Below are 19,450 nucleotides of genomic sequence, written 5' to 3'. Positions count from 1 at the left end.
CTGTCGCCGGTCAGCGCCGCACCGCAATCGCAGAGGTTCGGGCCGCGCAATGAGGGCAGTGTCGCGGAGGTCGTGCTGCAGGTCGAGTCGGCGGAGCTCGGCGCGACGCGATCGAGTGAGACGGTGCTACGGAGGGCACGCCAGGGGGCCGGCGGCGCAGGCCGGCTCGGGTTCGACCGGGTCGACGAGGCAGCGCCACAGCGCGATGGCGTCGCCGTCGACGCAGTCGGCGAAGTACTCGGGCGGGCGGAGCACCCGCAGGCGCTCGTGCACGTGGCACGACTTCGGCTCGGGCTCGATCGCCTCGCAGAGCCCGCGGTCGCTGCGCGCGACCACGAGCTCGCCGACGACCTCGAGGCCGAATACGTACGGGATCTCGGTGTCGATGACCGGCACGAAGAGGAATTGCCCGGGGGTGCGGTCGCGCAGCGCGGTGGCGAGGCAGCGGGCGCGCTCGAGGTCGGTCTCGACGGAGGTTGGCGACGACAGGTCCTCCGCGAGCCCGGGGCCGTCGAGCTGGAAGACGATCGGGTCATCGCCAGGGCACAGCTCGAGGCCGCCGCAGGTCAGCGCCGGCTCGCTGCCAAACCCCAAATCGCCGGGATGAATCTCCTCGAGGCAGGCGGCCTCGGTCATCATGTCGAGGCCGCCGGTCGTCGGAGCGCTCGTGGTGGGGTTCGCCGGTTCGCTCGCGCTCGAGCTCGTCGACTGCGAATCGGTGTCGCCGGGCGCCGGCGCGGGGCCGCAGGCGAGGGGGAGCAGGAGCCAGAGCCAGGCACGCATGGCGGCAGCTTGGCACGGGCGAAAGCTGGCCGACAAGGGCACGGCGGTTCACGATCTTCGCGGGGCGAATCGTCGGCTGCCGGCCCTGGAGCGTTTTGTCGGGCGATTCGTGGCACCGGATCGCGTGCTGCCCGACCGCCGATCGAGTGCGATTGCCGGCGCCGGGGCGGGTGGGTATCGTCGCCCGGCCGATGCGCAAGCTGACCGAGCTGACGAACGAGGGCGACGCGCGACAGATGGTCGATGCGTTGCTGGTGGCGGGGATCGACAGCGAGGTGCGCACGCGCGAGCCGTGGGAGGTGTGGGTGCTCGACGACGACGACCTGGCGCGCGCGCGGCAGGTCGCCGGACAGTTCACGCCGGGCGCCGCGGGGTCGGAGGTCGTGCGGGCGGCCGCGGCGATCCGCGAGCAGCGAGCGCGCCGCCAGTCGCGGGCCGGCCGGCGCATGGTCCAGGTGGCGGATCAGTGGCGCGGCGGTCCGGCGCAGGGGATCGGGCCGGTCACTCTGTTCCTGGTGATCGGCTCGGTGCTGGTCGCGCTGTACAGCGACTTCGGCGATCCGCTGACGATGACGATCCAGAACCTGAGCATCGAGCCGTGGGACTCGCCCGAGTACTGGGGAGGGTGCGAGACGGCGAGGTGTGGCGGCTGGTCACGCCGATGCTGATCCACTTCGGCCCGCTCCACCTCGTCTTCAACATGATGTGGACGTGGCAGCTGGGGCGGCAGGTCGAGCACCACCACGGCTCGCTGGCGCTGATCGGGCTGGTGCTGCTGAGCGAGGTTCCCGGCGGGCTCGGTCAGTACCTCGTCACCGGGCCGAACTTCGGCGGGATGTCGGGGGTCGTCTACGGCCTGTTCGGCTTCGTGTGGATGCAGGCGCGCTACGCCCCCCGGCGCGGCTACCACCTGGACGACCGCTCGGCGGTGCTGATGATGCTGTGGTTCGTCGCCTGCGGGACGGGGCTGCTCGGACATGTCGCCAACGTCGGCCACGCGGGCGGGCTCGTCGCGGGGCTGCTGGCGGGGCTGCCGGTGTACGTCGGCCACCTGCGCGACCGCATCGACGCCCCGGATTCACGGCCGGCAGCTGGGCCAGTGAGCACATTCGCGGGGCTCGCCGGGTGGTCCGGCGATTCGTGACGCCGTACGTGCCGCTGTGGTTCTTGCTGATCGCGGCCGGGGTGCTGCTGTTCGAGCGTTGAGCGCGGCGGCGGGTGATCGATGGGACATGTCCGAAGAGACATGCCGAGCGCGGTGCCCGCATGGCCAGGGCCGTGCGCGCGAACGCCCGCGTGAAAAAGAGGGGGCGAGGAAGAATTTCGATGGATCGAGGCGGGCGGCAGGACTCAAGGACCGTGGCGACCGGCAACGACCTGCCGCGCGCCGCGCTCCCCGAACTTTCGATCCCACGAGGTGTACCTTGCGTCTGCTTATCGCTTATCCCCTGAGCCTGATGTTCCTCGCGCTGTCGCCCGCTTGCGGCGACAAGCACTCCCTCGGTGAATGGACCGGCGGCGACGACCCCTCCGGCAGCACCGGCGATCCGTCCGGCAGCACCGGCAAGCCGTCCGACAGCACGGGCGAGCCGCCCGACAGCACGGGCGAGCCGTCCGACTCCGAGACCGCGACCGCCGGGCCGACCACCGAGGGCGACGACCCCTGCTCGCAGCACGCGGACAAGGCCTCGTGCGTGGCGGCCGGCTGCGAGTTCGTCGGCGGCGACCCGATCGAGGTCGACGCGAACGGCTGCCACTGGGGCGAGGGCGAGTTCGGCTTCTGCGTCAGCGAGTCCGGCGGCGGCGATGCGCTGTCGCTCTACTGCGACCCGGACGGGGTACCGGTGGTGTTCCCCTTCGTGCCGTTCAACCTCCCCGCGGACTGGGGCGCGTGCGACTGCGAGCTCCAGGGCCTGGCGCTCGGGTGCTACGACTTCGCGGTCAACGTCGGACAGGCCGCCTGCGGGTCGCTGGCTGCCCATTGCGGCGCGCTCACCGACGAGGCGAGCTGCGATCAGTTCCAGGGCTCTCCGGGGCTCAACGGCTGCCTGTGGGTGGAGTCGACGCACGAGGTCGCGGCCGAGCCCGTGTGCAACGCCGAGCCGCCGGTCGGTCGCTGCATCCCGGTGTATCTGCGCGGCGACCACGGGTGCTTCGACCTGAACCCGCCGCCGTCGTGCGACCCGGTCGACGCGGCGAAGTCGCCGTACTGGGGCCGGGTGAGCGACGACGTGCCGCCGAGCGAGGAGCTCGAGCTGCTCGACGACGTGCCGTGCGAGTTCGAGCCGATCGGCTACCAGCAGTGCTGGATCGACGAGGACAGCCCGGCCCTGTGCGGCTGCGCGTGCGGCCTGTGACGCGGGCGGCGAGCGCCTCCGCCTGCGCATGGGCAGGGGCGCCTCGCGGGCCGTCTGCGCCGGCGCCCGCGCGTGCCGGGCGGCGCGGCGCGTGATACACCGGGCGCAGTGCCTCCGCGGGTCCCTGCAGTCGCCGTCGCCGCGCTGCGCGGCCATGTCGAGCGGTTCCTCCGCGCCCACGGGGTCGCTGCGGAGGCGACGCGCGAGGACGCCGAGGTCGATGTCGTCGACCTCTGCGGGATGTTGCTCGCCGGGCTGCGCCACGTTCGCGCCGCGTATCCGTGGCTCGGCCGCGGCGGCGCGATCGCCCGGCCACCCGAGCCCGAGCCGCCGGGCCTGCTGCCGGCGGTGGCGAGGGCCCTGCCGGGCCAGGACGCGCCGCTCACTCCGGAGGCGTGCGTCGCGGCGCTGCGCCTCGCCTCTCCGTTCGTGGTCGACGACGCGCCGTGCGGCCGTCGCAGCGCGCCGCCCGGTGTCTATCCGTACATGTCCTTCGAGACAGACGATGCATTGCCCCGGGACGACCTCGCCGATCGCGTGTTCGGGGTGGTCGTCGAGGACGGCTGGCTGGTCGAGCCCGGGCGCCGCGACGCGGTCCTGTCCGCGGTGGTGCCCGCGAACGCCGAGCCGATCGGCTTCGAGGCGCTCGCCGACGACCGGGCGCGCGCCCTGGCCTGCCACCTGCTGGCCGGCAGGCACGAGGCGGCCGCCGCGTTCGTGCGCCTGTTCGGCGCCGGCACGCGGTGCTTCGGGCTGCGCGGGCAGGAGGGCGAGGGCGACGACCGCTTCGCGCACGGACACGCGTGGAGCTGCTACGACGCCGACGGCTACGGCAGCTGGGGCCGCACGCTCGTGCTCGTGGCGACCGACGGGCTGCGCGTCGCGTACCTCGAGGCGCTGTGGGACGTCCGCAGCGAGTGAGGCTGGCGGTTCACTCGCGCGCGAAAGTTCGCCTGCGCGCGGCTCGTGATGGACAGCGCCGCGTGCCGACGATAAGAAGCGCGTCCGTGCCCGGCGCTCGCCTGCATCGTCTCGGCCCAGGCGCCTGCGGGGTGCTGGTGGCGGCGTTGTCGGCCGGGCCGGCGCGCGCGAGCCCGGCGGAGGTGCAGGTGACGTCGCAGCCGGCGCTGACGTGGAGCGCCCCGCCCGGGTGCCCGCAGCGCGACGAGGTGCGCGCCTGGCTCGCGGGACACCTGGGGGCCGCGGCCGATCCGGCCGGCTACCCCGGGCTGACGAGCCAGGGGGTGCTGGGGCGCGAGGGGCCGGCTGGCGCCTGCGCCTGGTGATCGCGCGCGAGGGGAGCCGCGGGGAGAAGACGCTGCGCGGCCGCGATTGCGAGCGAGCGCGCTCCGGGGCGCTGGCGCTGGCGATCGCCATCGAGCCGGCGCTGGCCGGCGCGGAGGCGGGGGCCGGTTCGGCGCCGGCGGAGCCAGGGCCGACGGCGCCCGCGACCAGGGTGCCCGCGCCGCCCGAGCCGGGGCCGACGACCGGAGTGCCGGCGCCGCCGGGGCCGGGGCCGACGCCGGCGCCGGCGGGCCAGGTGCTCGCGCCGCCGGAGCCGGGGCCGACGACGGCGCGGGGACGCGCGGGGAGCCGGGACTTCCGCCGTCCGAGCCGGCGCCCGCGCGCGAAGACGCGCCCCGGGAGGGCGACATCGCGCCGCCGCCGGTGGATCCCGCCGAGCCGCTCGCGCCGCCGCGGCCGCCGGTGCCGGTCGGGCACGCGCTGCGCCTGGCGGTCGGGCTCGAAGCCGGGGCGCTGCCGGGCGTCGGGGCGGGCCTGCTGGGCGGCTACGCGCTGCGCCTGCCGGGGCTGCGCGTCGAGCTGACGGGGAGCTGGTGGCCGGCGCGGCGGCGCGCGTACGCGGAGCCGGCGGGGGTGGGCGCGGCCGCGCAGATCGGGGCGGCGGCGCTGCGGGTGTGCCCGACGCCGCGCCTGCGCCGGGCGGGCAAGACGGGCGCGGGGCTCGTCGAGCTGCCGCTGTGCGCGGGCGTGGAGCTCGGGGCGCTGGTGGTGCGCGGCTCGGGGTTCGCGGGCGCGCGGGCGGTGCGGACGCTGTGGGCGGCGGTGGAGGTGCAACCGGGGGCGGTGTGGCGGTTCTCGCGGCGGACGGCGCTGTGGGGCAGCGTGGCGCTGGTGGTGCCGATCACCCGCGACTCGTTCGCGGTCGACCCGCTGCCGGAGCTGTTCCGGATCGGCGCCGTCGGCTTCCGGGCGGCGGTGGGGCTCGAGGTCCACCTCGGCCGCGAGAAAAACTGACGGATCGGTCGCCGCCGCCGGACGAAGGAGTCGATGCCCGCCGCTCGCCCGCAGCCCGCCGCGCCGCCCGCCCCGGGCGCGCCGACCCGCGAGGCGGTGGCTGCCCTGTACCGCGCGCACGCGCGCGAGCTGTGGCGCGCGCTGGGACGGCTGGGGGTCCAGCCGGCGGCGGTCGAGGACGCGCTGCACGAGCTGTTCATCGTGGTGCAGCGGCGCCTGCCGGAGTTCGAGCACCGCGCGGCGATCCGGACCTGGCTGTACGCGATCGCGGTGCGGATCGCCCGCAAGTCCCGCGACCGGACGCGCCGCGACAGCTTCGAGCCGGAGCCCGCCGAGTGGCCGAGCCACGAGCGCGGGCCCGACCAGGCGCTGCTCGACGCGGAGGCGCTGCGCATGCTCGACTCGCTGCTGGCCGAGCTCGACGAGGACAAGCGCGAGGTGTTCGTGCTCCACGAGGTGGAGGAGCTGTCGGCGCCGCAGATCGCTGCGATCCTCGAGGTCAATGTCAACACCGTGTATTCGCGGCTGCGCGAGGCGAAGCGGGCGTTCGCCAGGGCGCACGCGCGTCGGCGGCTGCTCGGGAGGGATGTTCGATGAGCCAGGAACAAGAGGACATCCAGCGATTGATCCGCCAGGCCCGCCGCGTCGCGCCCGACGAGCAGGCGCTCGCGCGCGTGTGGCAGCGCCTGCAAGCGCCGCCCCCCGCGGGACCCGACGACGGCGGGGCCGAGGTGCCCGACCCGGAGGCGCTGGCGAACGCGACGCAGGCGCTGGCCGGCAAGGCGGCGACGGCGGCGAGCGTCAAGGCGCTCGCGGCGGTGGTGGTGGTCGGGGCGGCGCTGGTCGGCGGGCGCTGGTTGACGCGCCCCGAGCCGAGCGCCCCGGCGGCCGTGGTGGCGCGACCGGAGGCGCCGCGCGAGCCGGCGGTGATCGAGGCCCCGCGGCCGGAGACGCCGCCGGCGGTCGAGGTGACGCCGCCGAGCGAGCCGCCCTCGAAGCAGGCGGAGCGGCGGAGCGGGGCTTCGGGGAGCAGCGGGGGCACGGAGAGACGCGGCGTCCCGGAGAGCGGCGGGTTCGCGGGGAGCAGCGGGGTCGCGGAGAGCGGCGCAGATCCAGCGAGCGCGGAGGAGGGTCCGGGGGCCGAGCGTCGCTTGCTCGAGGCGGCTCAGGCGGCGTTGCAGCGCGGCGCGCCGGCGGCGGCGCTGGCGAGCCTGGACGAGCACGCGCGGCGCTTCGCTCACGGCCTGCTGGCCGACGAGCGCGAGGTGCTGCGCGTGCTGGTGCTGTGCGCCGAGCAGCGGCCGGACGAGGCCGAGGCGGTCGCTCAGGCGCTGCTGCGCGGCGGACCGGGGCTGTTCCTGCCGCGGCTGCGCGGGTCGTGCGTCGGCGAGCGGTTGGTGCCGGTGCAGCGGCCGAAGGGCAAGGGCGAGTGATTCGCGTGAGCCCGCCGCACCGCCGAGCGCCGAGTTCGCTTCATGGAAGTCACACCGGAACAGCGACGGCTACCCGGGGCCGTTTGAGCGGACCGCTCGACTCAAGCGGCCCAGGGTCGCAGCAAGGCCGCGGCGGAGCGTTCACGGCGTGAATTCGCGGCTCACCGGGACGAGCTGAACGGCCTCAGGAGCGACGTCAAAGCGGACTGGGCCACATGACCCCAAAACAGGGCATTCGCGCGCGCAGGGCCGCTCGAAGAGGCCGATGACTGCGGCGCGGGGTTCTGGCGCGGCGCGACGCGGTAGGCCTGCGTAACCCTGGCGAGCTCCGAGTCGCTGGCGCTCCCGTCTTTCACCTCGGCGAGGCGGCACGGACGAACCCCGAGGAAGGCTGCGCACTCGGTGTAGATCTCCGGAGGGGCTTCCGGGTGCTGACCCTCGGTTCGCGCGGTGTCCATGTCCCGACGGGGATCGGCGTACACCCGGTCGCCAGGGCCAGGAAGAGGGCAAGCCGTCGCATTGCCCCCATCCTAACAGGCCGACCCGGCAGCGTCGATGGGCCATAGCGCTCCCGCATGCCTCTACCGAGCGACGGGTCCGCCGAGAATGGCGCGTTCGCGGCTCACGGCCGCTTCGGGGAGTGCATCGCGGGGCTCACTTCGCGTGGTGGCGGATCCACGCGACGTACTTGTCCACCCACCCCTGCAAGAACTTTCGGCTGTTCGGGCCGATGTCGCCTGCTTCGTCGAACAGGCCCTCTTTGGCCTGCACGAACGCCTCCGGCTGGCCGAGCGTCGGCATGTCGAGGTAGGCGAGGACGCCGCGGAGGTGCTGCTGGGCGATGGCGGTGCCGATGGCCCCGACCGACACGCCGATCACGCCCGCGGGCTTGCCGGCGAACGCGCTCTGGCCATACGGCCGGGAGGCGTGGTCGATGGCGTTCTTCAGCACGCCCGGGATCGAGCGGTTGTACTCGGGGGTCACGAACAGCACGCCGCTCGCGGCCTGGAGCTCCGCCTTCAGCCGCTTCGTCGGCGCCGGCTGATCGGCGTCGTCGTCCTGGTTGTACAGCGGCAGGTCGCCGATCTCGAGCTGCTTGAGCGTGAACTCCTGCGGCGCGAGCCGGGCGAGGGCGGTCGCCAGCTTGCGATTGAACGACTCCCGGCGCAGGCTGCCGACGAGGACCGCGATGTTGTATCGGCTCATGGAAGAACTCCGTGCTCGCAAAAGAGCGAGGAGCTCTTACCACCCTTCGCGGGGCGCGCAACCGCGGCAGGCCGCCCCCTCGCGGCGACCTCGTTTCGGCCGCCGGGGCCGCGTGAACGGCGAGTCGCCGCGATCGACCGCCGCGTCGATCGAGGGCGTCGCGTCGAAGGCGCGACGCGAGCAGGGACGGGTAGGACCCTGATGTCGACGAGGCGCTGCGCCGGCGTTGAATGAGGGGTGCGGGGGCGGCGAGTACCACCAATGGGTGCTGCCATTCGCGCCCCGGCGAGAGGCGCTCATGGTCGCCGCGACGTCGGCGCGCTCAGGGGATCTCGATGCCGAGGTTCGTCTCGAGGAAGGCGGACAGCGCGGCGCGGTCGGCCTCCGAGAGCGACGAGAACATGGCGAGGTGATTGCCGTCGCTGACGTCGAAGCGGAGGTTGCCGCTCATCGGCGCCGGCGTGACCGCGCCGGCCGCCCACGGGTCATGGTCGGAGTAGACGAAGGCGATGCCGTCCCCGAGGCGGGCGAACTCCTCGAGCGAGCTGTTCTCGGCGGCGTCGAACTCCGGCACGGTCACGCCCTCGGGCACGAGCCCGCGCTCCATGTCGACGAGGTCGGCGGGGATGAGGCCCTCCGCGACGAGCTCGGCGCGCGGCAAGGCCGGCCAGCCGCTGCTCCGCTGCACCTCGTAGAAGTAGGCGCCGAAGAACGAGAGGTACGCGTCGGACATCGGGTAGGTGCCGAAGATGCTGGTGACGCCGTAGAACGCGGAGGTCAGCTCCTCCGCGGTCGCCGTCGCCGGATCGGGCAGACCGGCGCAGTCGTCGGCGGTGCCGAAGTACTGCCAGAACAGCCACGGGTAGGACAGCGCGGCGGCCTCGAAGGCGCGCGCAGGCTCGACGCGGTCGAAGGTGTCGCCGAACTCGTCGGCGACCGAGGTCATCACCGCGGGCTCGACCGCGGCGCGCTGGGTGCCGAGAGCGGCGCGCTGGATGGCCTCGAGGCGGTCCTGGCAAGCGGCGTCGACGGTGTCGAAGAAGGCCAGGAAGCGCTGGTCCTCGGGCACCATGAAGGGCGCGCCGAAGGCGACGGTGGCGTCGACGTCGTCGGGGTAATGCTGGCGGAAGCTGACCATGTCGACGCCGCCGTTGCTGAGGCCCGAGCCGAGCCACGCGCCGGTGTACAGATCGCGCATGCGCACCACGACGTCGTGGGCGTCGTCGGCGACCTGCTTGCGCGTGAAGTGGGCGTAGTCGTCGCCGTTGCCGTTGTGAAAGCGCTTGTCCAAGATGAGCTGGTTGCCGCCGAGGAGGGTCGTCAGCTCGTCCTCGGTGAACCCGAGGTATTGCTGTAGCCCGTGGAGATCAGGTTCATGGGCAGGTCGAAGCCGCGGTGGATGAGCGTGAGGTGCTGCTCGTGGGTGCCCGCCTGCACATCCTGGTGATCGTTCAGCTGCAACAGGGTGAGGTCGTAGAGCTCGGCGCCGTCGTCGCTGGTGCCGGCCGGGCTGACGATGAAGCCGGCCGCCTCGAGCGCCGCAGTGACGCTGACGCACCGCTGCGCCTGGCCGTCGCCGTCGACGCAGGCGTCGCAGGCGGGGTTGTCGACGCCGGTGCCGGGTTCGGCCGAGCCGCCGCCGTCGCAGTCCGGATCGGGCACGCCGCAGCCGCAGTCGCAGCCGTCGGCGGCGTCGTAGCGCGCGCCGTCGCAGGTCCATTCGGGCGGCGGCTCGGTCACGGGCGTCCCCCGGGGCTGTCGCAGCCGGAGACGAAGGAGAGGAGAAGCAGCGGTGCCGACAATGCGATCGATTTCATGAGAATGGGTCTTTCGTTAAGCGATTCAGGGCACGAGAGCTCCAGCCCGCTGGTGGCGGGCGGAGACGTGAGCGGACGAGAGCGACGCGCGGCTGCGGGCAGCCGCGCGCCTCAGGAGCCCCCAGAAGACGGCGGCGGGACGGCCTGTCCTGCTCCTGCGGCGTGTCGCTCGGTCGTCATGGGATGGCGGCTACCGTACCCGAGCCCACATCGTGTGCCAGTCGCGTTTGTGCCACCGGGGCTCGCAAATCTGCGAGGCCCCGTCGCCGCGCGGAGCTGCTCCCACGCGGGGGACGAGGACGACCGCGGGATGCTGGTCGACGCGCGATGCACCCGGACTTGCGAGAGCGCCGATCAGGTCGAGCGGCGGCCCGGCTCGCACGTACGCACCTGCGATTCGACGCCGGCGAGGAAGCAGGCGAGGCCGCACTCGAACAGCGCGTCGAGGCTCATGTCGAGGTCGGCGATCTCGCTGACTTTAGCGAGCATGGGGAAGCGCGGCATCACGGCGGCGAACTGCTGCTCCTGCGCGGCCATCCACTCGTCGCTGTTCATCCCGGTGTCGCGCTCCGCCTCGCGCTCGGGCTCGACGCTCATCGCCAGGCCGCGGACGTAGGCCATGAACGCCACGCAGGTGCGCATCGCCGGCGCCGGCGGGAAGCCGGCCTCGAGCAGCGCCGCGAGGGCCCACTCGGTGTGCTGCATGCCGCTCACCGACAGCTGCGGCCGCGTCATCGACAGCGCCGGCGCCAGCCACGGGTGGCGGGTGTACAGCTCCCATTGCATCCGGGCCAGCCGCTCCAGCCGCGCGCGCCAGCCGGCCTGCTGCGCCAGGACCGGCCGCGCCGGCGCCAGCGAGTCGTTCATCACCGCGTCGACCATCGCCAGCACCAGCTCGTCCTTGCCCGGCACGTGGCGGTACAGCGACATCGTCGCCACCCCGAGCTCCGTCGCCACCGCGCGCATCGACAGCGCCGCCAGCCCGTCGTCGTCGGCGATGGCGATCGCCGCCCGCACGACGCGCTCGCGCGACAGCTCGGGCCCGTCCTCGCGCGCCCGCACGACGGTGCCGACCCCGGGCACCACCCGCACCAGGCGCTCGCGCTGCAGCTGCGTCAGCACCTTCATCGCCGTCGCCAGCGCGACCCCGTCGTCGCGCGCGATCTGCCGCGCCGAGGGCACGCGATCGCCCGGACCCAGCGCGCCGCGCCGGATCTGCTCGCGCAGCCGATCGGCGATCCGACGGGTCGTGGTGTTCTGTTTCATTCTCGGTGTTCTAGTACACCAGCGGGCTCCTGTCGACGGATCGGCCCGGCGAGCGTACACCGTACGCATGCACGTCCTCATCTCCGGCGCCAGCGTCGCCGGCCCTGCTCTGGCCTTCTGGCTGCACCGTCACGGCATCGACGTCACCGTCGTCGAGCGGGCCCCCGCGCTGCGCGAGGGCGGCTACTGCGTCGACATCCGCGGGGTCGCCCTCGACGTCGTCGCGCGCATGGGCCTGCGCGAGGCCCTGCGCCCGCTCGAGGCCGACACGCTCGAGAACGTGATGGTCGACGAGCGCGGGCGTCGCTTCGGTCGGATGCCGCGCGGCTTCGGCGTGATCGACCCCGACGACGTGGAGATCCTCCGCGGCGACCTGGCGCGGGTGCTCTTCACGGCGACGCGCGCACAGGTCCGCTACCGCTTCGGCGACTCGGTGGCGGCGCTCCGGCAGCACGAGCGCGGCGTCGACGTGACCTTCGCCGGCGGCGACACGGCGACCTTCGACCTCGTGGTCGGGGCCGACGGGGTCCACTCGCAGGTCCGCGCGCTGGCGTTCGGGCCCGAGCGCGAGTGTCTGCGGGCGATGGGCAGCGCCATGGCGATCTTCACCGCGCCCAACCACCTCGGCCTGCACCGCCAGCAGCTGCTGTACAGCGGCCTGCGCCGGATAGCGAGCGTCAAGAGCACCCACGGCGACCGCGACCTCATGTGCGCCGTGTTCTTCGCGCACCGCGACGACTTCGATCACCGCGACGTCCCGGCCCAGCGGCGCCTCGTCGCCGCGGCGTTCGCCGACGCCGGCTGGGAGTTCCCGCGGCTCATCGCCGCGATGCAGCGCGCCGACGACTTCTACTGCGATCTCACGTGCCAGATCCGCCTGCCCACGCTCTCACGCGGGCGCGTGGCCCTGGTCGGCGACGCCGCCTATTGCCCGTCACCGCTCAGCGGCCAGGGCACGAGCCTCGCGCTCGTCGGCGCCTACGTCCTCGCCGTCGAGCTCGCCCGCAGCGCCGACCTCTCGACCGCGCTGCTCCGCTACGACGAGCGCGTGCTGCCGTTCGTGCGCAGGAACCAGGATATCGCTTTGAAGCTCGGCGGCGGCTTCGCCCCCGGGTCGCCGTTCCAGGTGCGCGTGCGAAGACTGGCCATGAAGCTCATGCCGTACATGCCCGGCAGCAGCCTGATGATGAAGCTGGCGATGCGCGGCATCCGCGAGGCGTCCCGCGACCTCGAGCTGCCGCCGCCGATTCACGCCCCGGCTGCCGTCGCTCCGGAGTCGATCGCCATGGGAACTTCGGGACAGGCGTGACTCGCTCGAGCGGCTCGCGCTCGCGGCCATCGACGGCGCCCTTGTCCCGCCGACCGCGCGCGAAGCACCCGACCGGGTCGCGGGCTCGCGGCACGAAGCGGGCGCGTTCTGACGGGCCTGCCTCGGATTTACCGCACGGGGACGCCACGGCGGACCGTCTTGACCGTCCAGTCTGGTGAACTAGATCTCGGCACAGTGAACCGCGAAGCCGCGGTCGCTGTCCCCGAGGTCTCATGAGCATCGACTCTCTGTTCCGGCCGCTGCAGGTCCGCTCGCTGCGTCTGCCCAATCGCATCGTCATGGCCCCCATGACTCGCTCGTTCTCGCCGGGGGGCATCCCGACGGCCGAGGTCGCCGCGTATTACCGCCGGCGCGCGCAGGGAGAGGTCGGGCTCATCGTCACGGAGGGCACGGTGGTCGAGCGTCCGGCGGCGCGCAACGACGCCAACGTGCCGGTGTTCCACGGCGACGCCCTGCCGCAGTGGAAGCGCGTGGCCGACGAGGTGCACGCCGCGGGCGGGAGGATCGCGCCGCAGCTGTGGCACGTAGGCTCGTCGCGCGGCATCGGGGCGGACTGGCGGCCGTTCGGTCGGGTCGACAGCCCGTCGGGGCTGGTCATGCCGGGCAAGCAGGTGCTCGAGCCGATGACCGAGGAGGACATCGCCGACACGATCGCGGCGTTCGGCCGCTCGGCCCGGGCGGCGCGCGAGCTCGGCTTCGACGCGGTCGAGATCCACGGGGCGCACGGGTACCTGATCGACCAGTTCTTCTGGGGCGCGCTCAACCTGCGGACCGACCGCTGGGGCGGCGCGACGATCGGCGAGCGCGCGGCGTTCGGCGCGGAGGTGGTTCGGGCGGTGCGCGCCGGCGTCGGCGAGGACATCCCGGTGATCCTCCGGCTGTCGCAGTGGAAGGCCCAGGACTTCGCGGTGAAGAACGCCGCCAACCCGCGCGAGCTCGAAGCGTGGTTGACGCCGCTGTCCGAGGCCGGGGTCGACGTGTTCCATTGCTCGCAGCGGCGGTTCTGGGAGCCCGAGTTCCCCGACTCGGAGCTCAACTTCGCCGGCTGGGCCAAGAAGGTCACGGGCAAGCCGACGATCACGGTCGGCTCGGTCGGGCTCGACGGCGAGTTCATCGCGGCGTTCGGCGGCGCGTCGTCGCGGCCGGCGTCCCTCGACGGACTGGTCCGCCGGCTCGAGGCCGAGGAGTTCGACCTCGTCGCCGTGGGCCGCGCGCTGCTGGCCGATCCGCAATGGGTCCGGAAGATCCGCGACGGCCGCCACGACGAGCTCGGCGTGTTCGAGCGCTCGGCCCTGGCGACCCTGTCCTGAAGGACAGCCTCGGCCTCCCGCAGCCCTCCGTTCGGCGTGTTCGAGCGCTCGGCCCGTCTGTTTCAGCGCACGCGCCGGCTCATGCTCGTGACCGCCCAGAACAGGAGCGCGCCCGGGAGACCTCCCACGAAGATCGGCAACAACAACTCGACGATCAACGCCTCGGGCCGGCGGTCGAGGTACCACGCGACCGCCGGGAGCGAGCCGAGCGAGACAGCCACGAGCGCGATGCAAGAGCCGAGGCGCACGAGCGCGGTCCGACCGTGCACGAGCCCCGCGACGAGCCCGAACAGCGCGGCCACGACGATGGCCGGGGCGACCGCGCCGGGATCGCCGAACCAAGCCTCGAACCAGCCGGCGAGGATGGCAGCCCCGGCCACGCCGCCGCCGGCCGCGATGCCGAAATTCCTGGCCGCGCGCAGGCTCTCGGGGTCCCCTTTGTCCTGCAGGGCCGCGCGGAGCTCGGCGCGCACGACACCGGCCATTGCGCCCGGAACACCCCTTCCCGGCGCAGCGTGACCGCGGCGAGCAGGAACATCAGGACGAGCGCCGGAACCTCGGTCACGATGAACGTGAGGCCGGCGGCCGCGAGCGGATGCGTGGCCGGATCTTCGCCGAGCTCGGCCGCGAGGAACACCGCGTAGGGACCGGTTCCGGTCGCGACCCAGTACACGGTGAGCGACAGCGCCCCGGCGCAGAGGAGGCCGCCGATGATCCGCACCCGGAGCGGGAGAGGGGACATGGCGTCAGTATAACCCGCACCTTGAGCCGGGCGCCGTCGATCCTCGCGCTGTCAGGTGGCGCGCGCGCATGCTACGCGCAGCGCATGAAGATCGCCATCCTCGGTCGCGGAGGGATCGGCAGCACCTTCGCCTTCCAGCTCGCGCGCGCTGGCCACGATGTCACCGTCATCGCCCGCGGTGCTCGCCTCGCCTATCTCGAGCGCGAGTAGGCGATCGTCAAGAACACCGGAGAGCGCGCCGCGGTCCGCGTCCAGGGCGCCCTCGATCCCACGACCGAGTGGGACCTCGTGCTGGTCACCGTGCTCGCGTCTCAGGTCGACGCCGTGCTGCCCGCGCTGGCCGCCAGCGCCGCGCGGACGATCCTGTTCATGTTCAACACCGAACAGGCCCTAATCCAGCACTCTGGTGCCGAATTCCGGGATGTTGCCTGAGTTTGCCAAGTCGTTGCCAAGCGCTTCATCGCGCGCCTTGCCATTGCCTCGTTTGGTTTGCCACGCGCCTTATCCCGCGCGTTGGCGAGCCTGTCGCGTGGGCTGTCGGCCTCGAGCCCATCGACCGCCTCGGCGGAGAGCTGGGCTTGGTCCAAGCGCACGTAGAATTCCATCGTCGTGCGAAGATTTTCGGGTCGCGCGAGCGCTTGGAGTGCGGAGGGTTTTACCCTCTTGTTCGCCAGGTGAGTGAGCACGCTGGCGCGGACCTGACCCTGCTCCGCCTTCGTCGCAGGTCACGGGCCGCGGCGCTTACTCGGCGTCAGCAATCCTCGCAGGTGGAATTGATGACGTACCACGGCTGCCACTCGTTGTTCTCGCAGCCGCGGGCGTATTCCAGCACCTTCTGACCCGGATACCCGCCCGGGATCAAGCACCCACCGCACAGTCCGCTGGGCTCTTTGCGGAACTGGATCTGAATATCATAACATTCCCAGACGGCGGCGGGATCCGGCGAGTCGCTGAGCTCGAGGCTCTCGTCCGCCGAGAACTCCCCGTCGTCCTCGGCGTCGCCTGCGAGAGCGACATGGGCGTCTTCGGGGGCCGGCTCGGCGTCCTCCGCGAACTCGCGGACGACGCCGTCGACTTCGACGTCGCACCCGCTCAGGGTGATGAACGTGGCCATGCAGAGGGAATCGAGGAACTTGGATGACTTCATGGTGTGCTTTCTGTCCCGGTCACAAACTCGGCCTTCGCGCTCGTCGGAGCGCTCGGACCTGTGTGTCGGCAACGCCCGTTGCAGCGCCTGTGCCAAACGACCGGACCGCCTCGGACCCCGCAGTTCGCGGCCGGCAGAGGAGCCTCCGCTCGGTTGTTGCTCCGCAGTCCACTCCACCACCCAATGTGTGGACTGGGCGGCCACTCATCGACGCAGCACCGGCCGCGCATCCTCCTGCACTCGGCGCGACGACCGCACTTCGGGCGTGTCAGGGAACGGGGTAATGGATCGCATCCGGGACGCCCAAGCGGATCGCTGACGGGGACGGGCAAGCGGATCGCGTTCGGGACGGGCAAGCGGATCGGCGGTGGCAACGCCAGCGGTCGGCCCGCCGAAGGCGCGGCCGCCGGGTGCGAGGCCGGGACGTCCGACTGATCCGGTGGCGAAACCGCCGGGACGGGCAAGCGGATAGCGATCCGGGACGGGCAAGCGGATCTACGGATAGACATAGTTTTTTGGATAGCGACACCTGGCGCGCATGCAGCCTGATGCATGAGCGCCCACAGGAGCGACATGCATCGATTACAGGAACTCGTCCGATTGCATCGGATGGGCCTCCCGGCGCGGCAGATTGCGAAGGAGCTGGGGATGGGCCCGAACACCGAGCGGCGGTACCGGCAGATTCTCGCGAATGCGGGGCTGCTTGGCGGTGAGGTCGCCGCGCTGCCGGAGCTCGACGCGCTGCGCGCCGCGGTGGAATGTGCATTGCCGGTGCCGGCACCGCCGAAGCAGGAGGTCTCGTCGGTCGCCGGGTGGCGCCCTCGGCGCCGACCTCGAGATCCGCGATCCGCTTGCCCGTCCCGACCGCGATCCGCTTGCCTATCCCTTGACATCGCGCTCGGGCCCTTGAGCGTTCGTATGTGGCACGAGGTGCTGCTGCTGCGCGTCGAGGGCCGCTTCGTGCTGCCGCGCGTGGGGCCGCTGGCGGACGCGGGCACCGACGCCGACTGGGTGCGCGAGGTGTCGGAGGAGCCACTGCGCCTCATCGAGCACGTGGTGCGGCACGACCGGCCGTTCTCGGAGATCGTCACCGCCGACTACGCGATCGCCAGCGACCTCGGGCTCCATTACCCCGTTCCCTGACAGTGAGGAGGATCCTGGGGGCTGTCCGTGCCATGGCTGGTGTTCCCATCGCACAACTACCCCGGTGTTGTCGCCGGGCACGATTTCGCTCCAAACTTCTGGCGTCTTCAGCCAGACAGCACTAGCGTGTTACGCCGCAAGCCGTCCTGAACGTCGTCGTCCCGTGACTCATATCCATCGTCGTTCAAAAGAGCGCACCCATGTCGTATGGCAGCCATAGAGGATGCCTATTTGTCGACGTACTCGCGCGGCGTCATGCTGGGCCAGCAACCATGACCTCCCGTTCCACTAGCCGTCACCTCTCCCCTCGAGACCCGCCCTGCGCATGAAGTCCAGGGCGACGGGGCTCTTGTTGAGCCTCGCCGGGGCCGCTGCCGTCGCGCTGGCCGCTCCGTCCGCTCAGGCCGCGCCGTGTTCAAGCGGGGTCGAGTCCGGGCTGGAGCTCGCCACCATCTTCTCGTCCATCATCCCGAACGGAGGTACGTTCGCTGCGGCAGGCTTCTCCTTGATCGGGATGCTCGCGTGCGACGGCGCTGAGCCCCTCACGGGTAAAGAGGTGCTCGAGATCGTTCGGCTCGAGAACCAAACCGTCGCCCTCGATCAAGCCGAGAACAGCGTCGACACGGCCAACAAAGCGCTCATCCGTCTCGGTGAAGATCTCCAGGGCGCCGCATACGCCGACCAACCGCTCAACTCTCTCGATGTCAAGGAGGCGGACGTTTTGCGTGTTCGCATCGAAGGGATCTACTTCTTCATCCGCGAGGCCGAGAACGATGTCCTTGCGGCCCTGACCAAACCCATCAATTCGCGGATGAGCTACACCCTCACCCCGGTTCTGATGCTTGCGCACCAGAAGATCGCGCTCGCGCAGTTGTTCGCGTCGCTCGGGCCCAATGCCAATCTCGCCCTCGATATCGCAGAAGAGGTGCTCGAAGACATCGCCGCGTACCGCGCCGAATCGGACCGGCTCCGTGGGATCTCCATCGCATCCTACCACTTCAATCGGTACAACGGAGAGCTGAGCGAATTCCGACTCGAACGCTCCGGGGCCGCGTTCGGGCCGAAGCGGAAGTTTGTTTGCGACGATCCGCGTTGCCTCGACCTTGACTTGCCTGAGGCAGCCCAGGCCTTTCACGCGAGTATGCAGGCCATCGGTGAGATTGCGGGGCCGCTGTTTCGCCAGCTCGACGCCCAGGACGCTCAGTTGGCGCTGCTCGAAGCGCGCGCTCGTTCGATCCTCGCAGATCCGTTCGCCAGCGTGGACACGGTCGCCGCCGCTCCCGAGACGCCGGTGATGCTCGAGAATGCTCACCCGAACGCCGAGGACCGCTGCCTGTTCAACCGCGTCGGATACCTGGATCTCGACGGCGAATTGCAGAGCGGCGCGACCCGGATGCGAGGGTGCGCGCCGGCATCGAGTCATGAGCAGTGGATCTTGAGGGCGAACGGGCACGTTCGAGCAGCACAGCCGAGCTGTGCCTGACCGCGAAGTCCGACAAGACAGTCCTCGTCGAGCCGTGCCTCGACGAAGACGACGAGGGCGCCGAGCGGCAGGTGTGGACGCGTGAGGGCAACCTCTTCAAGGTCCAGATCGCCGGCCAGGTCACCTGCTTGACGCCGGGGAAGGACGGCCTGAACAGCCCGGACATCGTCGCCCGCCACATCCCGTGTGACGCTGCCGTGCTCCAGCAACAGTGGCTCGTGTTGGCCCCGCTCCGAAACGGCAGGCCGCTCCAGCTCAGCGAGCAGGACTTCGATCCGCTGGACCCTGGCGACGTCGATGCGGCCATCGCCCGGCTCCAGGAGGACGCCGAAGGGGGCGTCTGCCTCGATGAGTCTGTGGTCTTGCAGGCGTGTGACCGGCTCGACTCCCGCATGCTCTGGGCGTACGACGCCGACGGGCGTTTGCAGCCGTCGGACCTCGCCCGGCGGCCGCTCTCCCTCCACCCGGGCTTTCCCGACGAGGTTTCGACCGACTTCGGGCTGAATACGAAGCAGATCGCGCTGCAGAATGTGACCGAACTGCTGTTCGATCGAACCCTGGCCGGCGTCGGCTTCGTCAAGTTCAACCGGAAGGACAACGGAGACCTCCTGTTCCCGGGGGCGAAGGCCGAGGGAGAGTCGCTCTTCACCGGTGCGATCGACCCGGATCCGAGCTCCGAGCTCGACGACTTCTACTTCTGGCGCCGGCTCGCCGAGGGGAAGTTCGCGCCGTAGTCCAGAAGTCGTCGCGGCTGTACGTGACGGCCTCCCCACGTCGCCCTGGTCGTTGACGACGGTGATGCTCGACTTCTTGCCTGACGCCGGGCAAGGACACGGAGTGCAAGCTCTGGCAATTGTCGTCGCCGATGCGAATGAGCGCTGGCCGAGCTGCGACGCCCGGCCAGCGCCGCCCGTGCCTCACGGCACGTCGACATCGAGGACCAGACGGACCGCGATCTTCACGTTCTTTCGCCGACATGTTTCGCCGACAGACTTCGCCGACGCGTTCCGCCGACAGAGTTTGCCGACCTACTTCACCGCACGGCCCGACGCGCGCGGCGCGACGGCGCATCGGCCGCGTGACCGCGACGCGACGGCCTTGCGATCCCGCCCTCCGTGCCCTCCCGGTTGTCTCGGCCGCGCGGCGGCGGGACACTGGCGCCGGACGACGGAGG

The 19,450-nt window shown here is 71.7% G+C and carries 22 protein-coding genes; 15 read left to right on the top strand and 7 right to left on the bottom strand.

The genetic code is table 11. The features are described from left to right. Nucleotides 1-126: 126 nt before the first annotated feature. The gene (locus OV079_RS24085; RefSeq protein WP_267771187.1) at nucleotides 127-783 is read right to left on the bottom strand and encodes a hypothetical protein; all 657 of its coding nucleotides are present in this window, start codon (nucleotides 781-783) and stop codon (nucleotides 127-129) included. 191 nt (nucleotides 784-974) lie between these two features. Here OV079_RS24085 and OV079_RS24080 point away from each other — a divergent pair, with 191 nt between their 5' ends. The 8 genes from OV079_RS24080 (at nucleotide 975) to OV079_RS24045 (ending at nucleotide 6,832) form a co-directional block, all read left to right on the top strand. Further along, complete coding sequence (locus tag OV079_RS24080) at nucleotides 975-1,451, top strand: hypothetical protein (RefSeq protein WP_267771186.1); 477 nt, start codon at nucleotides 975-977, stop codon at nucleotides 1,449-1,451. After that, nucleotides 1,445-1,927 (top strand): rhomboid family intramembrane serine protease, encoded by a 483-nt coding sequence (locus OV079_RS24075; RefSeq protein ID WP_267771185.1) that lies wholly within the window; start codon nucleotides 1,445-1,447, stop codon nucleotides 1,925-1,927. Before OV079_RS24080 ends, OV079_RS24075 begins: the two co-directional genes overlap by 7 nt. Nucleotides 1,928-2,240: 313 nt before the next feature. Then, nucleotides 2,241-3,140: a hypothetical protein gene (locus OV079_RS24070; RefSeq protein ID WP_267771184.1), complete on the top strand. Its 900-nt coding sequence runs from the start codon at nucleotides 2,241-2,243 to the stop codon at nucleotides 3,138-3,140. 108 nt (nucleotides 3,141-3,248) lie between these two features. Continuing rightward, nucleotides 3,249-4,061, top strand: coding sequence for a hypothetical protein (locus OV079_RS24065; protein WP_267771183.1), 813 nt, complete (start codon nucleotides 3,249-3,251; stop codon nucleotides 4,059-4,061). An 86-nt stretch (nucleotides 4,062-4,147) separates the two neighbouring features. Continuing rightward, nucleotides 4,148-4,426 (top strand): hypothetical protein, encoded by a 279-nt coding sequence (locus OV079_RS24060; protein WP_267771182.1) that lies wholly within the window; start codon nucleotides 4,148-4,150, stop codon nucleotides 4,424-4,426. Between the two features lie 382 nt (nucleotides 4,427-4,808). Further along, nucleotides 4,809-5,399 carry a hypothetical protein gene (locus OV079_RS24055; RefSeq protein ID WP_267771181.1) on the top strand — a complete coding sequence of 197 codons (591 nt, stop codon included), beginning with the start codon at nucleotides 4,809-4,811 and terminating at the stop codon, nucleotides 5,397-5,399. Between the two features lie 33 nt (nucleotides 5,400-5,432). Then, complete coding sequence (locus OV079_RS24050) at nucleotides 5,433-5,996, top strand: RNA polymerase sigma factor (protein WP_267771180.1); 564 nt, start codon at nucleotides 5,433-5,435, stop codon at nucleotides 5,994-5,996. After that, entirely contained in the window at nucleotides 5,993-6,832 is an 840-nt protein-coding gene (locus tag OV079_RS24045) for a hypothetical protein (RefSeq protein WP_267771179.1), read from the top strand. Before OV079_RS24050 ends, OV079_RS24045 begins: the two co-directional genes overlap by 4 nt. 654 nt (nucleotides 6,833-7,486) lie before the next feature. Here OV079_RS24045 and OV079_RS24040 read toward each other — a convergent pair. The 4 genes from OV079_RS24040 to OV079_RS24025 form a co-directional block, all read right to left on the bottom strand. Beyond that, nucleotides 7,487-8,038 (bottom strand): NADPH-dependent FMN reductase, encoded by a 552-nt coding sequence (locus OV079_RS24040; RefSeq protein WP_267771178.1) that lies wholly within the window; start codon nucleotides 8,036-8,038, stop codon nucleotides 7,487-7,489. 322 nt (nucleotides 8,039-8,360) lie between these two features. Beyond that, nucleotides 8,361-9,329, bottom strand: a complete 969-nt coding sequence (locus tag OV079_RS24035) for an alpha/beta hydrolase family protein (RefSeq protein ID WP_267771177.1) — start codon at nucleotides 9,327-9,329, stop codon at nucleotides 8,361-8,363. A gap of 29 nt (nucleotides 9,330-9,358) precedes the next feature. Continuing rightward, on the bottom strand, nucleotides 9,359-9,778 hold the full coding sequence (locus tag OV079_RS24030; protein ID WP_267771176.1) for a hypothetical protein: 420 nt from the start codon (nucleotides 9,776-9,778) through the stop codon (nucleotides 9,359-9,361). Between the two features lie 431 nt (nucleotides 9,779-10,209). Beyond that, nucleotides 10,210-11,121: a TetR/AcrR family transcriptional regulator C-terminal domain-containing protein gene (locus OV079_RS24025; protein WP_267771175.1), complete on the bottom strand. Its 912-nt coding sequence runs from the start codon at nucleotides 11,119-11,121 to the stop codon at nucleotides 10,210-10,212. A 67-nt stretch (nucleotides 11,122-11,188) separates the two neighbouring features. On the opposite strand from OV079_RS24025, the gene OV079_RS24020 reads away from it, so the two are divergent. Continuing rightward, nucleotides 11,189-12,430 (top strand): FAD-dependent monooxygenase, encoded by a 1,242-nt coding sequence (locus tag OV079_RS24020; protein WP_267771174.1) that lies wholly within the window; start codon nucleotides 11,189-11,191, stop codon nucleotides 12,428-12,430. Between the two features lie 233 nt (nucleotides 12,431-12,663). Beyond that, nucleotides 12,664-13,761, top strand: a complete 1,098-nt coding sequence (locus OV079_RS24015; RefSeq protein ID WP_267771173.1) for an NADH:flavin oxidoreductase — start codon at nucleotides 12,664-12,666, stop codon at nucleotides 13,759-13,761. 62 nt (nucleotides 13,762-13,823) lie between these two features. On the opposite strand, the gene OV079_RS24010 is transcribed toward OV079_RS24015, so the two are convergent. Then, entirely contained in the window at nucleotides 13,824-14,234 is a 411-nt protein-coding gene (locus OV079_RS24010) for a hypothetical protein (RefSeq protein WP_267771172.1), read from the bottom strand. An 11-nt stretch (nucleotides 14,235-14,245) separates the two neighbouring features. Between OV079_RS24010 and OV079_RS24005 the strand changes: the two genes are divergently transcribed. Together OV079_RS24005 and OV079_RS24000 are read left to right on the top strand one after the other, a co-directional pair. Then, a complete protein-coding gene (locus tag OV079_RS24005; RefSeq protein ID WP_267771171.1) occupies nucleotides 14,246-14,713 on the top strand; it encodes a ketopantoate reductase family protein in 468 nt (155 codons plus the stop codon). Between the two features lie 78 nt (nucleotides 14,714-14,791). After that, nucleotides 14,792-14,935, top strand: a complete 144-nt coding sequence (locus tag OV079_RS24000) for a hypothetical protein (RefSeq protein ID WP_267771170.1) — start codon at nucleotides 14,792-14,794, stop codon at nucleotides 14,933-14,935. A 319-nt stretch (nucleotides 14,936-15,254) separates the two neighbouring features. On the opposite strand, the gene OV079_RS23995 is transcribed toward OV079_RS24000, so the two are convergent. Then, nucleotides 15,255-15,650 (bottom strand): hypothetical protein, encoded by a 396-nt coding sequence (locus OV079_RS23995; RefSeq protein ID WP_267771169.1) that lies wholly within the window; start codon nucleotides 15,648-15,650, stop codon nucleotides 15,255-15,257. Nucleotides 15,651-16,556: 906 nt separating this feature from the next. Here OV079_RS23995 and OV079_RS23990 point away from each other — a divergent pair. From OV079_RS23990 to OV079_RS23980, 3 genes are all read left to right on the top strand, one after another. Next, complete coding sequence (locus OV079_RS23990; RefSeq protein ID WP_267771168.1) at nucleotides 16,557-16,793, top strand: hypothetical protein; 237 nt, start codon at nucleotides 16,557-16,559, stop codon at nucleotides 16,791-16,793. A 325-nt stretch (nucleotides 16,794-17,118) separates the two neighbouring features. Then, nucleotides 17,119-18,276 (top strand): hypothetical protein, encoded by a 1,158-nt coding sequence (locus tag OV079_RS23985; RefSeq protein ID WP_267771167.1) that lies wholly within the window; start codon nucleotides 17,119-17,121, stop codon nucleotides 18,274-18,276. Further along, complete coding sequence (locus tag OV079_RS23980) at nucleotides 18,222-19,010, top strand: hypothetical protein (RefSeq protein ID WP_267771166.1); 789 nt, start codon at nucleotides 18,222-18,224, stop codon at nucleotides 19,008-19,010. Before OV079_RS23985 ends, OV079_RS23980 begins: the two co-directional genes overlap by 55 nt. Nucleotides 19,011-19,450: the final 440 nt, after the last annotated feature.

Origin of the sequence: Nannocystis pusilla (genome assembly GCF_026626665.1) — a bacterium.
In the GTDB taxonomy this organism is placed as follows: Bacteria; Myxococcota_A; Polyangia; order Nannocystales; family Nannocystaceae; genus Nannocystis; species Nannocystis pusilla.
Note: the sequence above shows the minus strand (reverse complement) of the source record. Positions and strands in the feature narration are given on the sequence as shown.

Excerpts from the sequence above, each read along its gene's own strand:
- OV079_RS24085 (WP_267771187.1), bottom strand. The coding sequence starts at position 783 with ATGCGTGCCTGGCTCTGGCTCCTGCTCCCCCTCGCCTGCGGCCCCGCG.
- OV079_RS24080 (WP_267771186.1), top strand. The coding sequence starts at position 975 with ATGCGCAAGCTGACCGAGCTGACGAACGAGGGCGACGCGCGACAGATG.
- OV079_RS24075 (WP_267771185.1), top strand. The coding sequence starts at position 1,445 with ATGCTGATCCACTTCGGCCCGCTCCACCTCGTCTTCAACATGATGTGG.
- OV079_RS24070 (WP_267771184.1), top strand. The coding sequence starts at position 2,241 with ATGTTCCTCGCGCTGTCGCCCGCTTGCGGCGACAAGCACTCCCTCGGT.
- OV079_RS24050 (WP_267771180.1), top strand. The coding sequence starts at position 5,433 with ATGCCCGCCGCTCGCCCGCAGCCCGCCGCGCCGCCCGCCCCGGGCGCG.
- OV079_RS24045 (WP_267771179.1), top strand. The coding sequence starts at position 5,993 with ATGAGCCAGGAACAAGAGGACATCCAGCGATTGATCCGCCAGGCCCGC.
- OV079_RS24040 (WP_267771178.1), bottom strand. The coding sequence starts at position 8,038 with ATGAGCCGATACAACATCGCGGTCCTCGTCGGCAGCCTGCGCCGGGAG.
- OV079_RS24025 (WP_267771175.1), bottom strand. The coding sequence starts at position 11,121 with ATGAAACAGAACACCACGACCCGTCGGATCGCCGATCGGCTGCGCGAG.
- OV079_RS24020 (WP_267771174.1), top strand. The coding sequence starts at position 11,189 with ATGCACGTCCTCATCTCCGGCGCCAGCGTCGCCGGCCCTGCTCTGGCC.
- OV079_RS24015 (WP_267771173.1), top strand. The coding sequence starts at position 12,664 with ATGAGCATCGACTCTCTGTTCCGGCCGCTGCAGGTCCGCTCGCTGCGT.
- OV079_RS23995 (WP_267771169.1), bottom strand. The coding sequence starts at position 15,650 with ATGAAGTCATCCAAGTTCCTCGATTCCCTCTGCATGGCCACGTTCATC.
- OV079_RS23985 (WP_267771167.1), top strand. The coding sequence starts at position 17,119 with ATGAAGTCCAGGGCGACGGGGCTCTTGTTGAGCCTCGCCGGGGCCGCT.